At 55.7% G+C, this 15,358-nt stretch carries 13 protein-coding genes and 1 rRNA gene; 3 read left to right on the top strand and 11 right to left on the bottom strand.

What is annotated here, in order from left to right; genetic code table 11:
* Positions 1-29: 29 nt before the first annotated feature.
* Both rrf and ACUTQ5_RS18090 read left to right on the top strand, forming a co-directional pair.
* A 5S ribosomal RNA gene (gene rrf, locus ACUTQ5_RS18095) occupies positions 30-145 on the top strand.
* A gap of 231 nt (positions 146-376) precedes the next feature.
* The gene (locus ACUTQ5_RS18090) at positions 377-1,687 is read left to right on the top strand and encodes an MFS family transporter (RefSeq protein WP_445652359.1); all 1,311 of its coding nucleotides are present in this window, start codon (positions 377-379) and stop codon (positions 1,685-1,687) included.
* A 1-nt stretch (position 1,688) separates the two neighbouring features.
* On the opposite strand, the gene ACUTQ5_RS18085 is transcribed toward ACUTQ5_RS18090, so the two are convergent.
* The 5 genes from ACUTQ5_RS18085 to trxC all read right to left on the bottom strand — a co-directional run bounded on the left by ACUTQ5_RS18085 (position 1,689) and on the right by trxC (position 7,748).
* A complete protein-coding gene (locus ACUTQ5_RS18085; RefSeq protein WP_445652358.1) occupies positions 1,689-2,021 on the bottom strand; it encodes a YfiM family lipoprotein in 333 nt (110 codons plus the stop codon).
* Positions 2,022-2,100: 79 nt separating this feature from the next.
* The gene (gene pssA / locus ACUTQ5_RS18080) at positions 2,101-3,456 is read right to left on the bottom strand and encodes a CDP-diacylglycerol--serine O-phosphatidyltransferase (protein WP_445652357.1); all 1,356 of its coding nucleotides are present in this window, start codon (positions 3,454-3,456) and stop codon (positions 2,101-2,103) included.
* A gap of 153 nt (positions 3,457-3,609) precedes the next feature.
* The gene (locus tag ACUTQ5_RS18075) at positions 3,610-6,258 is read right to left on the bottom strand and encodes a bifunctional acetate--CoA ligase family protein/GNAT family N-acetyltransferase (RefSeq protein ID WP_445652356.1); all 2,649 of its coding nucleotides are present in this window, start codon (positions 6,256-6,258) and stop codon (positions 3,610-3,612) included.
* A 228-nt stretch (positions 6,259-6,486) separates the two neighbouring features.
* Positions 6,487-7,191: a tRNA-uridine aminocarboxypropyltransferase gene (locus ACUTQ5_RS18070; protein ID WP_445652355.1), complete on the bottom strand. Its 705-nt coding sequence runs from the start codon at positions 7,189-7,191 to the stop codon at positions 6,487-6,489.
* 137 nt (positions 7,192-7,328) lie between these two features.
* Positions 7,329-7,748 (bottom strand): thioredoxin TrxC, encoded by a 420-nt coding sequence (gene trxC, locus ACUTQ5_RS18065; protein ID WP_445652354.1) that lies wholly within the window; start codon positions 7,746-7,748, stop codon positions 7,329-7,331.
* A 208-nt stretch (positions 7,749-7,956) separates the two neighbouring features.
* On the opposite strand from trxC, the gene ACUTQ5_RS18060 reads away from it, so the two are divergent.
* The gene (locus ACUTQ5_RS18060) at positions 7,957-9,057 is read left to right on the top strand and encodes a tRNA/rRNA methyltransferase (RefSeq protein ID WP_445652353.1); all 1,101 of its coding nucleotides are present in this window, start codon (positions 7,957-7,959) and stop codon (positions 9,055-9,057) included.
* 218 nt (positions 9,058-9,275) lie between these two features.
* Here ACUTQ5_RS18060 and emrB read toward each other — a convergent pair whose 3' ends face one another.
* From emrB to ACUTQ5_RS18030, 6 genes are all read right to left on the bottom strand, one after another.
* The gene (gene emrB / locus ACUTQ5_RS18055) at positions 9,276-10,811 is read right to left on the bottom strand and encodes a multidrug efflux MFS transporter permease subunit EmrB (RefSeq protein ID WP_445652352.1); all 1,536 of its coding nucleotides are present in this window, start codon (positions 10,809-10,811) and stop codon (positions 9,276-9,278) included.
* Positions 10,812-10,828: 17 nt separating this feature from the next.
* Positions 10,829-12,001, bottom strand: coding sequence for a multidrug efflux MFS transporter periplasmic adaptor subunit EmrA (gene emrA, locus ACUTQ5_RS18050; RefSeq protein WP_445652351.1), 1,173 nt, complete (start codon positions 11,999-12,001; stop codon positions 10,829-10,831).
* Positions 12,002-12,026: 25 nt separating this feature from the next.
* Positions 12,027-13,478, bottom strand: coding sequence for an efflux transporter outer membrane subunit (locus ACUTQ5_RS18045; RefSeq protein WP_445652350.1), 1,452 nt, complete (start codon positions 13,476-13,478; stop codon positions 12,027-12,029).
* A gap of 21 nt (positions 13,479-13,499) precedes the next feature.
* On the bottom strand, positions 13,500-14,021 hold the full coding sequence (gene mprA, locus ACUTQ5_RS18040) for a transcriptional repressor MprA (protein ID WP_445652349.1): 522 nt from the start codon (positions 14,019-14,021) through the stop codon (positions 13,500-13,502).
* 159 nt (positions 14,022-14,180) lie between these two features.
* Complete coding sequence (gene ygaH, locus ACUTQ5_RS18035) at positions 14,181-14,534, bottom strand: L-valine transporter subunit YgaH (RefSeq protein WP_020828317.1); 354 nt, start codon at positions 14,532-14,534, stop codon at positions 14,181-14,183.
* Complete coding sequence (locus ACUTQ5_RS18030; protein WP_044554494.1) at positions 14,524-15,270, bottom strand: AzlC family ABC transporter permease; 747 nt, start codon at positions 15,268-15,270, stop codon at positions 14,524-14,526. The genes ygaH and ACUTQ5_RS18030 overlap by 11 nt, the downstream gene beginning before the upstream one ends.
* Positions 15,271-15,358: the final 88 nt, after the last annotated feature.

Genomic DNA, 15,358 nt, shown 5'->3' with positions numbered 1-15,358 from the left:
AAGTAACGGCCGGAATGAAACAGAATTTGCCTGGCGGCAATAGCGCGGTGGTCCCACCTGACCCCATGCCGAACTCAGAAGTGAAACGCCGTAGCGCCGATGGTAGTGTGGGGTCTCCCCATGCGAGAGTAGGACACTGCCAGGCATCAATTAAGCCAAGAGGCCATCCGAAAGGATGGCCTTTTTGCTTTGCCTGCTATAAATAAATGACCGTTATCCCATCAATTTTCACCCCACTCTTCAATGCGCATCACATAAATCACGCTATATTCTTCGTCCGCTATTTGTTTTAATCGTTAACTAAACGCTAACAATTAAGTTACATTTAAACGGCAGGACGCTGACTTCACTGTTTATCTGGCTCGGAGAATATAAAATGACAGAAACAACCTCGGCCATTGAGGATGGAGGGGCCGCCGAGCTGGCGGTTCAGGACAAAAAGAAACGTATTTTCGCGATTGTTGGGGCTTCATCAGGGAACCTGGTGGAGTGGTTTGATTTTTACGTCTATTCCTTCTGTTCTATCTACTTTGCCGCTTCGTTTTTCCCCGCCGGCAACAGCACTACCCAGTTGCTGCAAACGGCCGGTGTGTTTGCCGCAGGTTTCTTCATGCGCCCAATCGGTGGCTGGTTGTTCGGTTATATCGCCGATAAGCATGGCCGTAAAAACTCGATGTTGATTTCGGTCTGTATGATGTGCGCCGGATCGCTGGTGATCGCCTGTTTGCCAACCTACGATTCGATCGGCAGTTGGGCACCGGTGTTGCTGTTGGTGGCTCGGTTGTTCCAGGGGCTTTCCGTCGGGGGAGAATATGGCACCAGCGCTACCTACATGAGTGAGGTGGCGATCAAGGGAAAGCGTGGTTTCTATGCTTCATTCCAATACGTGACGCTGATTGGTGGCCAGTTATTGGCGCTCTTGGTGCTGGTAGCGTTGCAGCAAATTCTTTCTACAGAAGAGCTGAAAGCTTGGGGTTGGCGCATTCCATTTGCGCTGGGCGCAGTATTGGCGGTGGTTGCGCTGTACCTGCGACGTTCACTGAATGAAACGTCCGATGCGAAAACCAGGAATCATAAAGATGCCGGTTCGTTGAAAGGTCTGTGGAAAAACCGTAAGGCGTTTCTGATGGTACTGGGATTCACCGCCGGCGGTTCATTAAGTTTCTATACCTTCACCACCTATATGCAAAAATACCTGGTGAATACCTCAGGTATGGACGCCAAGTTGGCCAGCGGCATCATGACCGCAGCGTTGTTTATCTACATGCTATTGCAACCGCTGGTAGGTGCGTTCTCGGACAAGATTGGTCGCCGTAGCTCAATGCTGATCTTTGCCTCTTTCGCCACCTTGCTCACAGTACCCATTCTGTTAACCTTGAAAAATGTCAGCAATCCTTATGTGGCATTCGGTCTGATCGTGCTGGCACTGTTTATTGTCAGTTTTTATACCTCGATCAGTGGGTTACTGAAAGCCGAAATGTTCCCGCCGGAAGTGCGGGCGCTAGGCGTTGGGTTGTCTTATGCGGTGGCTAACGCGATGTTTGGCGGGTCTGCAGAATATGTTGCTCTGTCGCTGAAGTCGTACGGTATAGAGAATGCCTTCTTCTGGTATGTTTCCAGCATGTGTCTGTTGGCGCTGATCGTTTCACTTCGCTTGCATCGCAAGGGGAAAGAAATCCAACTGTGAATCAACGGGTGGCGTGGTACAGGCTATAACCGGTAGCCGCGCCCGCCACATCCCAGGCAAAATCCTTCCAGCTCCAGCCAGTGCCGCCTTCGCGACTGTCATACAGTTCTTTGACGGCACCCAGTCCGATCGAGAATATCAGGCCAAAGCTGCGGCTGCGAGCCTCACTCCAGTTTTGATGATCGCCATAAGTGGTACCGGCGGCGGCAAAGGCTGCGGAAGAGACAAAATGCTGCGCCTTGTCTTTTCCGGTCCAGCTGTCATTTGCCCAATGGGTGCAACCGCTGGTGAACAGGACAAAGGACAGCACAAACAGACAGCGGAGTGGGCGCATAATGAAAACATCCTGTTGTCATGGTTCATAAAAAACCCCGGCAAGTGCCGGGGTCTGCGATAGCTGAATTATAGCGCGCTTACAATATACGGCTAATCAATCGGTCGATACGGATACGGCGCAGACGGCGGATCAGCTTACGCACTTTGATCGGATACTCCTGGATGCTTTGCAATTCCAGATAGTGCCCCACCACGGTGGTATGGGTACGGATACATTCCAGCTCTTTATGCCGCTGCTCACGCATTTCCTGCTTGGGATCGTGGATCAGAATGGCATTTTCCAGATCCAACCGCCAGGCGCGTGGGTTGAGGTTATTACCGGTAATCAACTGCCATTCGTCATCTACCCACATGCCTTTCAGGTGATAGCTGTTATCGCCGTCTTTCCACAGGCGAACAATCAGCTGACCGGTATCGATATAACGTTGCAGACGGCTGAGAAAGCGTCGCAGATTGATTTCGTACAGGTAAGGCAGCGCGCCGATAATTTTGAATGGCTGATCTTCCGGAATATAGAAGTCATTAGCGGTTTTATCACCGACAATGATTTCCACCTGCTTGCCCTGGCGCAACAGATAGATGATATTGCGCACCAGCAGTGCCGGCAGGTTGAAGTAGGGGGTGCACAGCGTCAGTTTCTGATCGGCGCTAGACATCAGGTGGTGAATGGTTTTATTCAGTATGCTTTGTTTGCCCAGCCCAACCAGCGGTGTTACCGCCAGCTCATCGTTGCCGGCGTTGTTACGAAACTGGTAGCCGGCACGGCGCAGGCCGAAACGGAACAGGCGAGTTTCGTTTTTGATCTCGGGGCTTTTCGGGCGATCGCCACGATCCAAACGTTGTACGGCACCGGCGGTCAGCAGCTGCTGTTTGATGTAATCGACCAGGGTATTGGCCAATTCACCGTTGGTGATCAGTTGGTAGCGATCGTAACGGTATTTTTCATGCTGATGCAGGTAGACGTCATTGATACTGGCACCGCTGTAAATCACGGTATCGTCGACAACAAAACCTTTCAGGTGCAACACGCCCAAGGCTTCGCGGGTATTGACCGGTACGCCGTATATCGGCACCGGCAGCCCCGGATGCTGGTCTGCCATTGAGCAGTACCAGTCGGCGTTGGTATTGGTGGCCGCGGCGCCGATACGCCCACGCTGGGCACGATGCCAGTCGACCAGAATGCAAATCTCCAGCTCCGGACACCGCTGCTTCGCCTGATAAAGTGCGTTGAGAATATCGCGCCCGGCGTCGTCGTGCTCCAGATACAGAGCGACCAGATAAATACGTTGGGTGGCGTTAGCGATTAATTCCAGCAGGGTGGCACGGTAATCAGACGGCGTGTACAAAGTGCGTACATCAGCTACCGTCTGAGGGAGTTTGGGCAGTTGTGCAAGGTGTTGTTGATGTTTGCTACGTTTAAATTTTGACAACATCACAGTGCGCTTCTTCTCTCATGATTAGATGGCCTGAACGCCAAATACGGAAAAACAACAAATCGAATAATCGGGCGATAATACCACTAGTTGCCTCGATTGTGCGTATGTTTTGGCGTTAAGTGGTGGATTCGTAGCGCATTGCGACACAGGTCACTCCGCTTCCTCCGCCTGCAACGGCAGGGTCAAATTGACGATACCGTCCTCGAGCTGCACATCAATACCAAAGCCCAATCGCTGTGCCAGCCCGATCATTCCGCGATTGTTCGGCATGGTGATACCGGTCAGACGGGTCAACCCATGGGCCCGGGCATAGGCGATCATTTTTTCCAGCAGTTGGCGTCCCAGACCGAGTCCTTTCAGATCGGAACGCACCAGCACGGCAAATTCCGCATCGGTATTGTCTGGGTCGGACAGAGCGCGGGTGACGCCGATGATCTGTTCATCACGTACTGCTACAAAAGCCATTTCTCGATCGTAGTCGATCTGCGTCATGTTAGCCAAATCGTCATGGGTAAACTCGTTGATCTCACTGAAGTAGCGATAGTAGAGATCTTCCTTGGTCACGCGATCGATAAAGTGTTTCAGCGCTGGCTCATCTTCCGGCAGGATCGGCCGGAACAGGCATTGCGAACCGTCTTTCAACCCAATAGTTTCTTCCAGTTCATGAGGATAAGGACGGATCGCCAGCCGCGCCTGCGGGTCACCCACAAACGGGGCAAGCTGCATGGAAACGTCCAGCAGGGTGAATTCGCTGCCGGACGCCAGTACCGGGTGGATATCCAGACGAGTGATTTCCGGACAGTCGAGGATCAGATTGGAAACTTGTACCAACAGGCGGCTCAGCCCGGGAATATCCAGCGGCCTCAGGGCACTGCGCCCGCGGATTTTTCCTCCTTTTACCGCCTGCAATACCAGATAGCGCGCCAGCGCCATATTCAGCGGCGGCAGTGCCACCGCGACCTGATTTTCCTGGCGCCATTCGATGCCCCCTTCGCCCAGCATGATCAATGGGCCAAAAATGGCATCCTGTTCCACCGCAATACGCAGCTCTTGTGCCCCGGCGCGGTTGGCCATGCTCTGCACCAGCAAACCGTGGATACGCGCCTGCGGGTAGGTACGCTTCACCCGGTCAAGAATAGCTTCTGCGGCACGCTGCACTTCGGTCGCGGTGCGCAAATAGAGCATCACGCCCTGCACCTCAGACTTGTGGGGAATATCCGGCGAACGCAGTTTCAGGGCTACCGGGTAGCCAATTTGCTCGGCGATATGCACCGCTTCGGCACTGTCTTCGGCAATCCAGGTTGGCAGCGTGGTCAGGTCATAGGCCTGCAGAATCGATTGCACCTCGTGGGTATCGAGTTGCGTAGCACCTTCGGCCAGCGCCTGCTGAATCAGCCTATGAGCATCAGCGGTGTTGGCGGTCAGGCCGACCGGGAGCGCTGGGGTTTCTTTTAACTGTTTCTGATTACGGCGGTATTCCACCATATGCATAAACGCGGTCACCGTGCCTTCCGGGGTGCGATAGGTGGGGATGCCAGCCTCGGTAAACAGTCGTCGGGCTTCTTGCGAGGAATATTCACCGCACCAATTGGTGAGCAGCGTAATGCGTTTGCCACGTGGGTGTTGACGCACCGCCTCGATAATACGTTCGGCGGTAATGGTGCCCGGGGCCGCCGCGCTTGGGGCGTGGATCAGCAGCAAGGCGTCGTAGTCATGGCTGTCGAGCAGCGTTTTAACCGCCGCCAGATAACGTTGCGGTGTTGCGTCATCACGCAGGTCTATCGGGTTGCCGGCGTGGATAAACTCGGGCAAAGCCTCGCCAAGCTGCGCCAGGATCTCGTCCCCCAACTGCGCCAGTTTGCCATTGCGGCCCAGCAGCTCGTCCAGAGCCATAGCGGCCGGTGCGGCACCGTTGCTGACGATCATCAGCCGCTCGCCGCGAAGCGGGTGCATATGGCTCAGGGTCTCTACTGCGGAGAACAGCTCATGAGTATCCTGCACGCGCAACAAACCGGCGCGCTGGATAGCAGCATCATAAGCGGCATCCAGCCCCTGTTGGCTGTTAAGCAACAGCTGGGCCTGCTGGCTGCGGCCGCTTTTGACCACCAGAATCGGTTTGTTGCGCGAGGCACTGCGCGAGGCGGATAAAAAGCGCCGTGCATCGCTGATGTTTTCCAGATACAGCAAAATGGCGCTGGTTTTACTGTCGCGCGCCAGAAAATCCAGCAGGTCGTCGACGTCAATATCCAGGCTATCGCCCAGCGCGATAAAATAAGAGAAGCCAACCTCACGCTGTTGTGCCCAGTCGAGAATGGTATTGGCCACGGCGGCGGACTGGGAAATAAACGCCAGCTTGCCTTTGAGAATGGGGACCGGTGAGAAACTGGCGTTAATGCCTTGCCAGGGAGCCAGCAGGCCGAGACTGTTGGGGCCCAGCAGGCGCATCGAATAACGCTGCGCGCAGGCTTTCAGCTCGGCGAACTGTTCCGGCGGGGAGGAGAGCACAATGGCGGTTTTGCAGCCACGCTTGCCCAGATCTTCAATCAATGCCAGGTTGCGCTGCGCATGGGTACAAAGTATCGCCAGATCGGGGCTGATGGGCAGGCTGGCGACGTCCGGGTAGGCCATCACGCCGCACACCGCCTTGTAGCGTGGGGTGACCGGCATCACCGGCCCGTTGAAACCGCCGGCCAGCAGGTTGCTCATCATCAGGTTACCGGCGCGGCCGGGCTGTTGTGAAGCGCCGAGAACGGCAATCGATTTAGGACGTAAAAGCGCTTCTAACCCTCGCTGGCTCATGTACGAATCCTTTATATCCGTTATCCTTCAAAAGACAGGGGGGCTGGCTGCCCTCTCTCACCCTGGTCATTTAGTTAACTAAGTGACCAGGGATGAGAAGCCTCATTTGAGGCTTCCCCTTCGGGCCAGCGCAAGCGCTGTTCAAATCGCCTCTTGCCGACTTGTCGTTCAGTTGCCGCCTACCTGTCTTTCGAATGCTATTGGCTATAGGCAACGTTACGCCTGATTCTAGGCGTTTTGCGACGGCTTTGCTGTGACCGGTGCCTCCGGGCGAGTAGGTTTCCCGGCCAGATACTGTTGACGGAAATAGTGAAAATGCTCGACCAGCCCGTTGGCGGCGGCCACATCCCCGGCCTGCTGCAACAGCGCTGCCGCCACTTCGGCTGTGCAGTGCTGCTCGGTGCGGCTGGCTTCGCGCAGTTGGTAATTCGAAGCGGCGGTCACGTTGAGTGAGAACACCGGGAACTGATTAAGGTACGGGCTTTTACGGAACATTTTGCTCGCCTCGGTCCAGGTGCCGTCGAGCATAATAAACAGCGGCGGTTTACCACTGGCAGGCAATTCGCTGAACACCGGCCGCTCGGGCGCGGCATAGGACGCGGGAAACACCACGTAAGGCTGGCGCTCGGGATCGTTAATCGCCGCCAGCAGGGCAGGGTCAACCTCGGTACGCGACCAAAGAAATGCCTGGGTTTCCGGCAGAATATCGGCGATCAGTCGGCCGGTATTGCTCGGTTTCAGCGGTTCTGCACCAAACATGATCAGGCAAAAACGGCTGGCGGCAGGCTGTGGCTGGATAGTGCCACACAGGCAGTTTTTATGGGGTAGCAGGCAGCCCTGACAACGCGGTACGCGATTGCCACGCGCCAGAAAAGGGCGGGTAGAGCGTTCCAGGCGAAATTGGCGCAGGCGAAGGACGGCGTTGTCGGTCATAAAAGTCTCGGGGAAAACCGCTATTGTAACGTAGAAAAAAGCCCGACGGGAGCGTTCGGGCTGGATTGAGTCACGGCGGTGTCACGGGCAATGGGTAACACCGCCTATTGAAAGGCGACGGGTATAGACTTTCTGCGTTAAACTAATTCATTGAGCCAGTTATCGAACGGCGTTTTCGGCATGGCGCCGTTAAGCATGTCGACCATTTTCCCTTCGCGGAACAGCATGATGGTCGGAATGCTGCGGATGCGGAAACGGGCGCTCAGTTCGGGTTCTGCCTCGGTGTTGACTTTAACGAAGCGAACTTTGCCGGCGCGCTCTTTGGCGACGTCTTCAAAGATCGGGGCAAAACTGACGCAAGGGCCGCACCACGGTGCCCAAAAATCGACCACCACCGGCAGGCCATCTTGCAACAACGAGTCCAGTGTGGCGGCGCTGGCGTTGATCACCTCGCCGTCAAAGAGCGCATGGCCGCAACGGCCGCATTTCGCGCCGTCAGCCACACGTTCTTCAGGCACGCGGTTGGTGGCATTACAAGCTGGACAAACTGTATTCATGATGACCTCGGATACGGTGAAAGCACGACATACCGCACTCGGGTTGCGGATATGTATCTTTAATGCTGCTTATTATCGTTAAAAGTAGGGAAATGAACAAAGAGGTTTGTTCGATGAATACGATAGTTGTTAGCTTTTAGCGCAAGTAGGTGGCTTAGCACCCCAACATCAGGTAATCTTCGCGCCCTGCGCGTTGGTGGAGAAGAAAATGAACGATTCATTTAGTGGCAAGAACGGTAAAGTTAAAGTGATGTACGTCCGCAGTGACGACGACAGCAACAGCGACGGCCGTAACAAGAATAAGCGTCCGGCCGGCAAAGGCCGTCCGGCAGACGGTGCGCGCTCTTCGGGCCGTACCGGTCAGGACAAGCCGCGCGGTAATAACGATCGCCGTGGCTCTGGCTCTGATTCCCGCCGCAGTGAAAGCGATCGTCCTCGCCGTCCAGCGCAAACTGAAGACCGTGGCGGTTATGATTCGCCGTGGAAAACCGTGTCACGTGGCCCGGAAGAAGAGCCGGCGTTTGATCACGGCGGCATCAGCGGCAAGAGCTTTATCGATCCAGAACAGTTGCGTCGTCAGCGTGCGGAAGAAACCCGCGTTTACGGCGAAAACGCCTGTCAGGCCCTGTTTGCCAGCCGTCCGGACGCTATCGTCCGAGCCTGGTTCGTACAGTCGGTCACGCCACGTTTTCGTGAAGCACTGCGCTGGATGGCGGCAAACCGCAAAGCCTATCACGTGGTGGATGAAGAAGAGCTGGCCAAAGCGTCCGGCACCGAACACCACGGTGGCGTCTGCTTCCTGATTAAAAAGCGTCAGGGTCTGGATGCACAAACCTATTTGAAAGAAGCCCCGGCGAAAGATTGCGTGCTGGCACTGGAAGAAGTAGGCAACCCGCACAACCTGGGGGCTATCGTCCGTTCTTGTGCCCACTTTGGCGTTAACGGCGTATTGCTGCAGGATCCGGCGGTGCTGGAATCAGGTGCCGCGGTGCGTACGGCTGAAGGTGGCGCGGAGCACATCAAGGCGATTAACGCCGATGACTTCCTGTCGGTGCTGGATACCTTCCGCAAAGCAGGTTACGCCATCGTCACCACCTCGAGCCACAAAGGCACCCCATTGGCGCAGGCTAAACTGCCGGCCAAAATGGTACTGGTACTGGGTCAGGAACGTGACGGCCTGAGCGACAGTGCTTGGCAGCAGGGCGACATGAACGTGTCTATCGGCGGTACTGGCAAGGTAGAAAGCTTGAATGTATCGGTCGCGACCGGTATTTTGCTGGCTGACTGGTGGCGTCAAAACCAGGCTTAATGCTTTGTCGAATAAAAAAACGGGCGCCCTGGGGTGCCCGTCAGACGGATGACAAACCTCATACCTGCCCAGAGCGAGTAGAGGCCGATAAATAAAAATCAGGAAAATCAATTTATTGATTTTCAGCTGCTCACCACAAAGCAGGAAAAACCACGCTTTTTCCTGCTTTGTCAGCAACCTAACGGGCGCCCTGGGGTGCCCGTTTTGCTTTCTACGGTTTAGTGAGCGCCGCCGCCCCCACCGCCGGAGCTGAATGGCGGTTTAGCCACCCAGACCAGCGCCAGCAGGATCAGGAACACCCCAGCCGATAGCCAGAATATTTCGTTAGCCGAGATAATCAGCCCCTGCGCGGTGATCTCGTTGGCAATATAGGCCGACGCCTGCTGCTTGCTCATGCCAATCTGTTCCAGCTGCCGGTACATCTCTTGCGACTGCTGGCTGTAAGGGTTTACAAATTCTGCCAGTTGCGAGTGATGCTGCGATTCACGCTGAGTCCACAGCGTGGTGGTGATCGAAGTTCCGATCGACCCCGCCAGCGTACGGGTAAAGTTCGACAGGCTCGACGCCGCGGCCATACGCTCCGGCGGCAGGCCGGACAGCGTAATGGTGGTCAATGGCATAAAGAAGCAGGCGATGGCGAAGCCCTGGACAAACTGCGGCCACGCCGAAGCGCCAAAGTCCATTCCCGGTTCAAACGTATAAGCGCGCCAGTAAAAGCACACGGCATACATAATGAAGCTGAAGGTCACCAGTCGTCGCATGTCGAGCCGGTTACCGAACTTGCCGATGATCGGCGACAGCAATACCGGTATCAATCCGATAGGTGCCGAAGCCAGCCCCGCCCAGGTGGCGGTATAGCCATATACCTCTTGCAGCAGCTGCGGCAAGAGCACGATAGCGCCGAAATACAGCATATAGGCCAGGCTGATACACAGGCAGCCGACGGTAAAGTTGCGCGACTTGAACAGCGACAGATCCACCACAGGGTGGTCGTCCGTCAGTTCCCAGATGATCAGGAACACCAGCGCTACTACCGCGACCACCGTTAGCACTATTATTTCGGTGGAGTTGAACCAGTCCAGCTCCTTACCCTGATCGAGCATCACCTGCAGCGAACCAATACCGACGATCAACAGCACCAGGCCGATGGTATCGATCGGTTTGATCTCGGTTTTGGTTTCCCTGCCTTTCAACGTTGACATCGCCACCAGGATCACTACGGCGCCAATCGGAATGTTGATGAAGAAGATCCAACCCCAGTGATAGTTATCACTGATATAACCGCCGAGGATAGGCCCGAATATGGGCGCGACGATCACTGTCATTGACCAGAGCGCCAGGGCCATCGCTCGCTTGGCGGGCGGATAGTTGTTCAGCAACAGACTTTGCGACAGCGGGATCAGTGGCCCCGCGACCACGCCCTGGATCACGCGGAAGAAGATCAGCATGCCCAGGCTGTTGGAGATGCCGCACAGCCAGGAAGCGAGCACGAACAGGGCGGTGGACCAAAGGAACAGCCGCACTTCACCGACGCGCTTCGCCAGCCAGCCGGTGATCGGGATCGAGATAGCGTTCGCCACGCCAAACGAGGTGATCACCCAGGTCCCCTGCGAGTTGGAAGACCCGAGGTTACCCGCGATGGTCGGGATTGCCACGTTGGCAATGGTGGAGTCCAGCACCTGCATAAAGGTCGCCATGGCGAGCGCGACCGTCATCCAGGCGAGCTGGGCACCTTCAAGCGGTTTCTGTGCCAAGGTTGCCTCCCACGCGCTTAGCCGGCATTCGCATGGATCACGTCGGCGATCATCTGGTTAACCGGGGCCAGGTTCAACGCCAGCGCGTCGGTCTGATACAGCGGCTTGTTACGCACCACGTCAGACAGCACTCGGCCGTCCAGGTTGGTGGTGTCAACTTTCACCAGCGTCGACAGACCGATACGCAGCGGATGATCGGTGATTTGCTTGGCATCCAGCTCAATACGAACCGGCAGGCGCTGAACCACCTTGATCCAGTTACCGGTAGCATTCTGTGCAGGCAGCAGTGAGAAGGCGCTGCCGGTGCCCATATCGATACCGACCACTTTGCCGCTGTAGACCACGTCGTCACCGTAAATGTCACTGACCACGGTGGCCGACTGACCGATACGCATATTGGCGATTTGAGTTTCTTTAAAATTGGCGTCCACCCAAATGTGATCGGCAGGCACCACCGCCATCAGCGGGGAACCGGCGGCGATTTGCGCACCAACCTGTACGCTGCGACGAGACACATAGCCGGTGATCGGGCTGATGATTTTGGTACGCTGCAACGCCAGCCAGGCGTCACGCATTTGCGCAGCGGACTGTTGGATAGCCGGCTGTTGCTCCAGCGGGGTGTTCAGCACCATCGCCTGGTTGGCGTTGTATTGCTGAACGGCCACTTCCAGTGCTGCTTTGGCGCTGTCGACCGCATCACGCGCATGTTGCAGTTCTTCACGGCCGATGGCGTCAAGGCTGCCCAGCACCACACGGCGCTTCAGATCGTTCTCCGCCTTGCTCAGGTCAGACTTGCGCAGGGCAATGTTGGCCTGATACTGCTTGCTGTTGATGATCAGTTGGTGGGTCTGACGTACGCTGTTGGCCAGGCCGGTTTTGGCGCGTTCAAGCGCCTGTTCGGCATCGGTCGGATCCAGCGTGAGCAGCACATCCCCCTGCTTCACGTAGTCGGTATTGTCGAAGTTGACGCTGTTAACGCTACCGTTCACCTGGGCCATAATCTGCACCTGGTTACCGGATACATAGGCGTCGTCCGTTTCCTGATGATGACGTAACACCAGGAACCAATACACTAAATATGCCACCCCAATAACAATGAAAATAACCGTCATTAACAGCAACCAAAACTTGCGCTGTTTCTTTTTGCCGACAGGTTGTGGCGGGGTCTGAGTCTCCGCGCTTGCGCTCATGGTGTTCTCCAAGCTCTCTATTTTATTATGCTTTTGAATCCGCAGCGACCGGGGCCTGATAGCCACCGCCCAGCGCACGGATCAGTCCTATCTTCGCCTGCAGCAAGTTGCTGTTGGCATTGAGTTCCGCCTGTTGCTGCTGCAAGAGCTGCGTCTGGCTGGTTAACAACTGGTCGCGCCCGATAATCCCTGCCTGGTATCGAGCGTTAGCGACGCGGTACACTTGTTGCATCGATTGGGACGCAGATGCCGCCTGCAGCTGCTGTTGCGCAGTGCTTTGTTGGACGGTGATGGCATCGGCGGTTTCCTGCACGGCATTCAGGATGGTTTGGTTATAGGACTCCACAGCTTGGTCATACAGCGCGGACTCCTCACCCAGCTTGCTGCGCAGCGCACCGGCGTGGAAGATCGGCAATGAAATCGCCGGCATCACGTTCCAGGCCTGGCTGGCCGCTTCAAACAGATTCGGGCTGGTGCCACTGGTGTTGGTGGTGGTCAGGCCGGCAAAGGCTGAAATGGTCAGGCTGGGGTAAAATTCCTTGCGGGCGGCGCTGACGCGTTGGTTGTAAGACTCCACCAACTGGCGCTGCGCGGCGATATCCGGGCGTTTGCCCAGCAGATCGGCGGTCAGTTCACCTTTTGGCGCCATCAGATTACTGGCGGGCAGAGCCACCGGACGCAGATGCTGCATCGCGCTCGGGCCCTGGCCGGCCAACGCGGCCAATTGGTGTCTTAGTTGTTCAATCTGCGACTGCAGTTGCAGGATCTGCTGCTTGGCACCGTCGGCCTGCGCCTGGCTTTGTTGCGGAACATCAACACCGGTGATGCCGGCTTGATATTGTTGTTGGCGCAAATCCGTCAGACGTTGGTTGTTGTCGACTTCCTGCTGCAGCAGTTTTTCCAGCGCGAAATTGCTCTGCAGCTGGAAATAGGCGGAGGCCACCGAGCTGGTCAGCGTCAGCGCAGCCTGTTCTTGCTCGGCGCGGGCCGCATCGACCTGCGCCCTGGCGGCGTTAACTTGATTGCGGTATTTCCCCCACCAGTCAAACTCATAGGCCAGATTCAGCCCCAGAGAGTTGGATCTCTCGTAGATCGGTTTATGCGGATAACCCAATCCCATGTTGACGTTCTGCGGAATTTTCTGGCGGTTGCTGCTGGCGTTCAGATCCAGATTCGGGCCGTTGGCTGCACTGGCTTCACCCACCACGCTTTGCGCTTCGCGCACGCGTCCGGCGGCTTGTCTCAGCGTCGGTGAGCTTTGCAGCGTCTGGGTCATCAGGCTGTCGAGCTGCGGATCGTTGAGCGAGCGCCACCACTGTGGGCTAACGTTCAGCGAGCTGACTTTCGGCTGTGACAATTGCAGGCTCTGCGGGTCCATCAGGGTGGATTGCGGGGCAATATTGTCGGTAGAAGCGCACCCGGCCAGCAGCAATACGGCGAACAGCGGGGTGAATCTCCTGTTAAACGGGGATCGCATAGTAGGTTACCTGAACAGAAATTATTGGGATAACTGTCCTGAAACTTCCATCTGGTCAAGACGCGTTAACAGCTTGCGCGTCAGCTTTTCAAGCTGTTGCTGTTCATCATCGTTCAGCGTGGACCACAGGAAATGCAGACATTTGTGCTGCGGTGGCAGCAGTTGGTTGAGAAACTCTTCTCCCTGCGGCGTCATGTGCAAATGCAGGCAACGACGGTCATGGTCGCTTTCCCGGCGTTCAATCCAGCCGCGTTTTTCCAGTTCATCGGCAATCCGCGTGGCATTGGTGCGTGACGAGCCCAGAGCAGAGCTTAGCTCAGAAGGCTGGATGCTGTGATTCTCCTGCGCATCCAGAGTAATCAGCGCCATAAACAGTGTTTCGTTAATCCCTTGTGCCTTGAGCATTTTATTGCGGTTTTCCAGCAGCTTGCTTTGCATGTGCATGCACAGCCGGGTCAGCAGAATTTCCTGATAAGGAAAATCTTTCTGACGTTTTGCGCGGAAATTAAGCATTTGTTCAATGGGAGTAAACGAGCTTTCCATAATTTGGGGCCTCATTAATTTCGTTCGAGATAGTAACGATAGTGATTAATAATGTAAATCTTCAGTCGTCCGAATAATTTAGCAATTCGTGTCATTTGTCAGCGGATTGTCAATAAACCCACTTTAAGCAAAGGGGTTAATGCGACGTGCTGCCTAAGATTAAAGGTTACCCTGACTGAAAATCATAAATAACTTTAATGTAATGCCAAAGGATGCCGCGCCAATCAGCGTCGACAAAATGATGCTTTTGGTTCGGTAAAAACACAGGCCCAGCGCGGCGAAACCGACCAGAGTGGGCCACAGCTTGTCCGGTTCACGCATCACTACCGGGGTGCTGGAAACCACCAGCAACGCGCAGATTGAGGCGATGCCGATGCTGTCGAGCAACAGTGCGGTTTTACCGCGTTTGATTCCCGGTTGTGCCCGCGCAGGCGCCAAACGCAAGGGTAAGTAGCGGAACAGATAATTAGCACAGCCGACCACCAGGCCGATCACCAGCACATCAGTGTTCATCAATGGCCTCCGTTGCTGTGGGTTGGAACAGGGCTGCGATACAACCGGCGCTGATGCCGGCCAAAATGGCCACTGGGATAGAGAACAGCACTACGCCAAGCAGCGCACCGGCCAGTGCGGCGGCGATGGTCAGGCTTTGCGGACGTTTGAATGCCGCTAGCAGGAAGCTGAGGAATAGCGCCGGCAACATAAAGGATAATGAGGCTTCAATCACCGGGAACTGCTCTAGTGGCCCATTGCCGAACACGGCACCCAGCGCGGTGCCTGCGACCCAAGACAGCCAGGAGCAAAGCGAGATGCCGATCATCCAGTTCTCGCTCCAACTGCGGTTATTGCGCATCAATTTAGCGGTGGCGGCGGCGAACACTTCATCAGTCAGGCCAAAGGCCCAGAGCGCAGTTTTGCCGCCCGACATGCGCGAGACGATGCGGTGGCGCAAAGCAGGACCATACAACAGGTGCCGTATATCCATTGCCATCACGGTCAGCGCGGAAACCCACAGTGACATACCGGCGCTTAGCAAGGCGGTGATCACGAACTGGCTGGCGCCCGCATAGATGATGCAGGAGAAGAAAATGCTCTCTAGCGGGGAGAACCCCAGCTTAACGGCGCTAAGGCCAAACGCAAAAGCCACCGGCACATAGCCGATAACGATCGGTAAACTGTCGACGATGCCGTGGGTGAAGGTGGAACTTACGGCTGGGGGATTGATACTTTCTGCAGCTTGGCTTTGCATAATGTATTTGAATCGCAGGGTATATAGGGAACCAATAGTTTATCCCCAGAACATTACCAGAGAGTAAGTAATGTTTATACCCTGCGCC

The sequence above is a fragment of the Serratia sp. NA_112.1 genome, assembly GCF_052691715.1.
Note: the sequence above shows the minus strand (reverse complement) of the source record. Positions and strands in the feature narration are given on the sequence as shown.

What these genes read in the sequence shown, in the direction of transcription:
- ACUTQ5_RS18045 (WP_445652350.1), bottom strand. Translation starts at nt 13,478, where the DNA reads ATGCGATCCCCGTTTAACAGGAGATTCACCCCGCTGTTCGCCGTATTG.
- pssA (WP_445652357.1), bottom strand. Translation starts at nt 3,456, where the DNA reads ATGTTGTCAAAATTTAAACGTAGCAAACATCAACAACACCTTGCACAA.
- ACUTQ5_RS18060 (WP_445652353.1), top strand. Translation starts at nt 7,957, where the DNA reads ATGAACGATTCATTTAGTGGCAAGAACGGTAAAGTTAAAGTGATGTAC.
- emrA (WP_445652351.1), bottom strand. Translation starts at nt 12,001, where the DNA reads ATGAGCGCAAGCGCGGAGACTCAGACCCCGCCACAACCTGTCGGCAAA.
- ACUTQ5_RS18075 (WP_445652356.1), bottom strand. Translation starts at nt 6,258, where the DNA reads ATGAGCCAGCGAGGGTTAGAAGCGCTTTTACGTCCTAAATCGATTGCC.
- ACUTQ5_RS18085 (WP_445652358.1), bottom strand. Translation starts at nt 2,021, where the DNA reads ATGCGCCCACTCCGCTGTCTGTTTGTGCTGTCCTTTGTCCTGTTCACC.
- mprA (WP_445652349.1), bottom strand. Translation starts at nt 14,021, where the DNA reads ATGGAAAGCTCGTTTACTCCCATTGAACAAATGCTTAATTTCCGCGCA.
- ACUTQ5_RS18030 (WP_044554494.1), bottom strand. Translation starts at nt 15,270, where the DNA reads ATGCAAAGCCAAGCTGCAGAAAGTATCAATCCCCCAGCCGTAAGTTCC.
- ygaH (WP_020828317.1), bottom strand. Translation starts at nt 14,534, where the DNA reads ATGAACACTGATGTGCTGGTGATCGGCCTGGTGGTCGGCTGTGCTAAT.
- trxC (WP_445652354.1), bottom strand. Translation starts at nt 7,748, where the DNA reads ATGAATACAGTTTGTCCAGCTTGTAATGCCACCAACCGCGTGCCTGAA.
- ACUTQ5_RS18090 (WP_445652359.1), top strand. Translation starts at nt 377, where the DNA reads ATGACAGAAACAACCTCGGCCATTGAGGATGGAGGGGCCGCCGAGCTG.
- ACUTQ5_RS18070 (WP_445652355.1), bottom strand. Translation starts at nt 7,191, where the DNA reads ATGACCGACAACGCCGTCCTTCGCCTGCGCCAATTTCGCCTGGAACGC.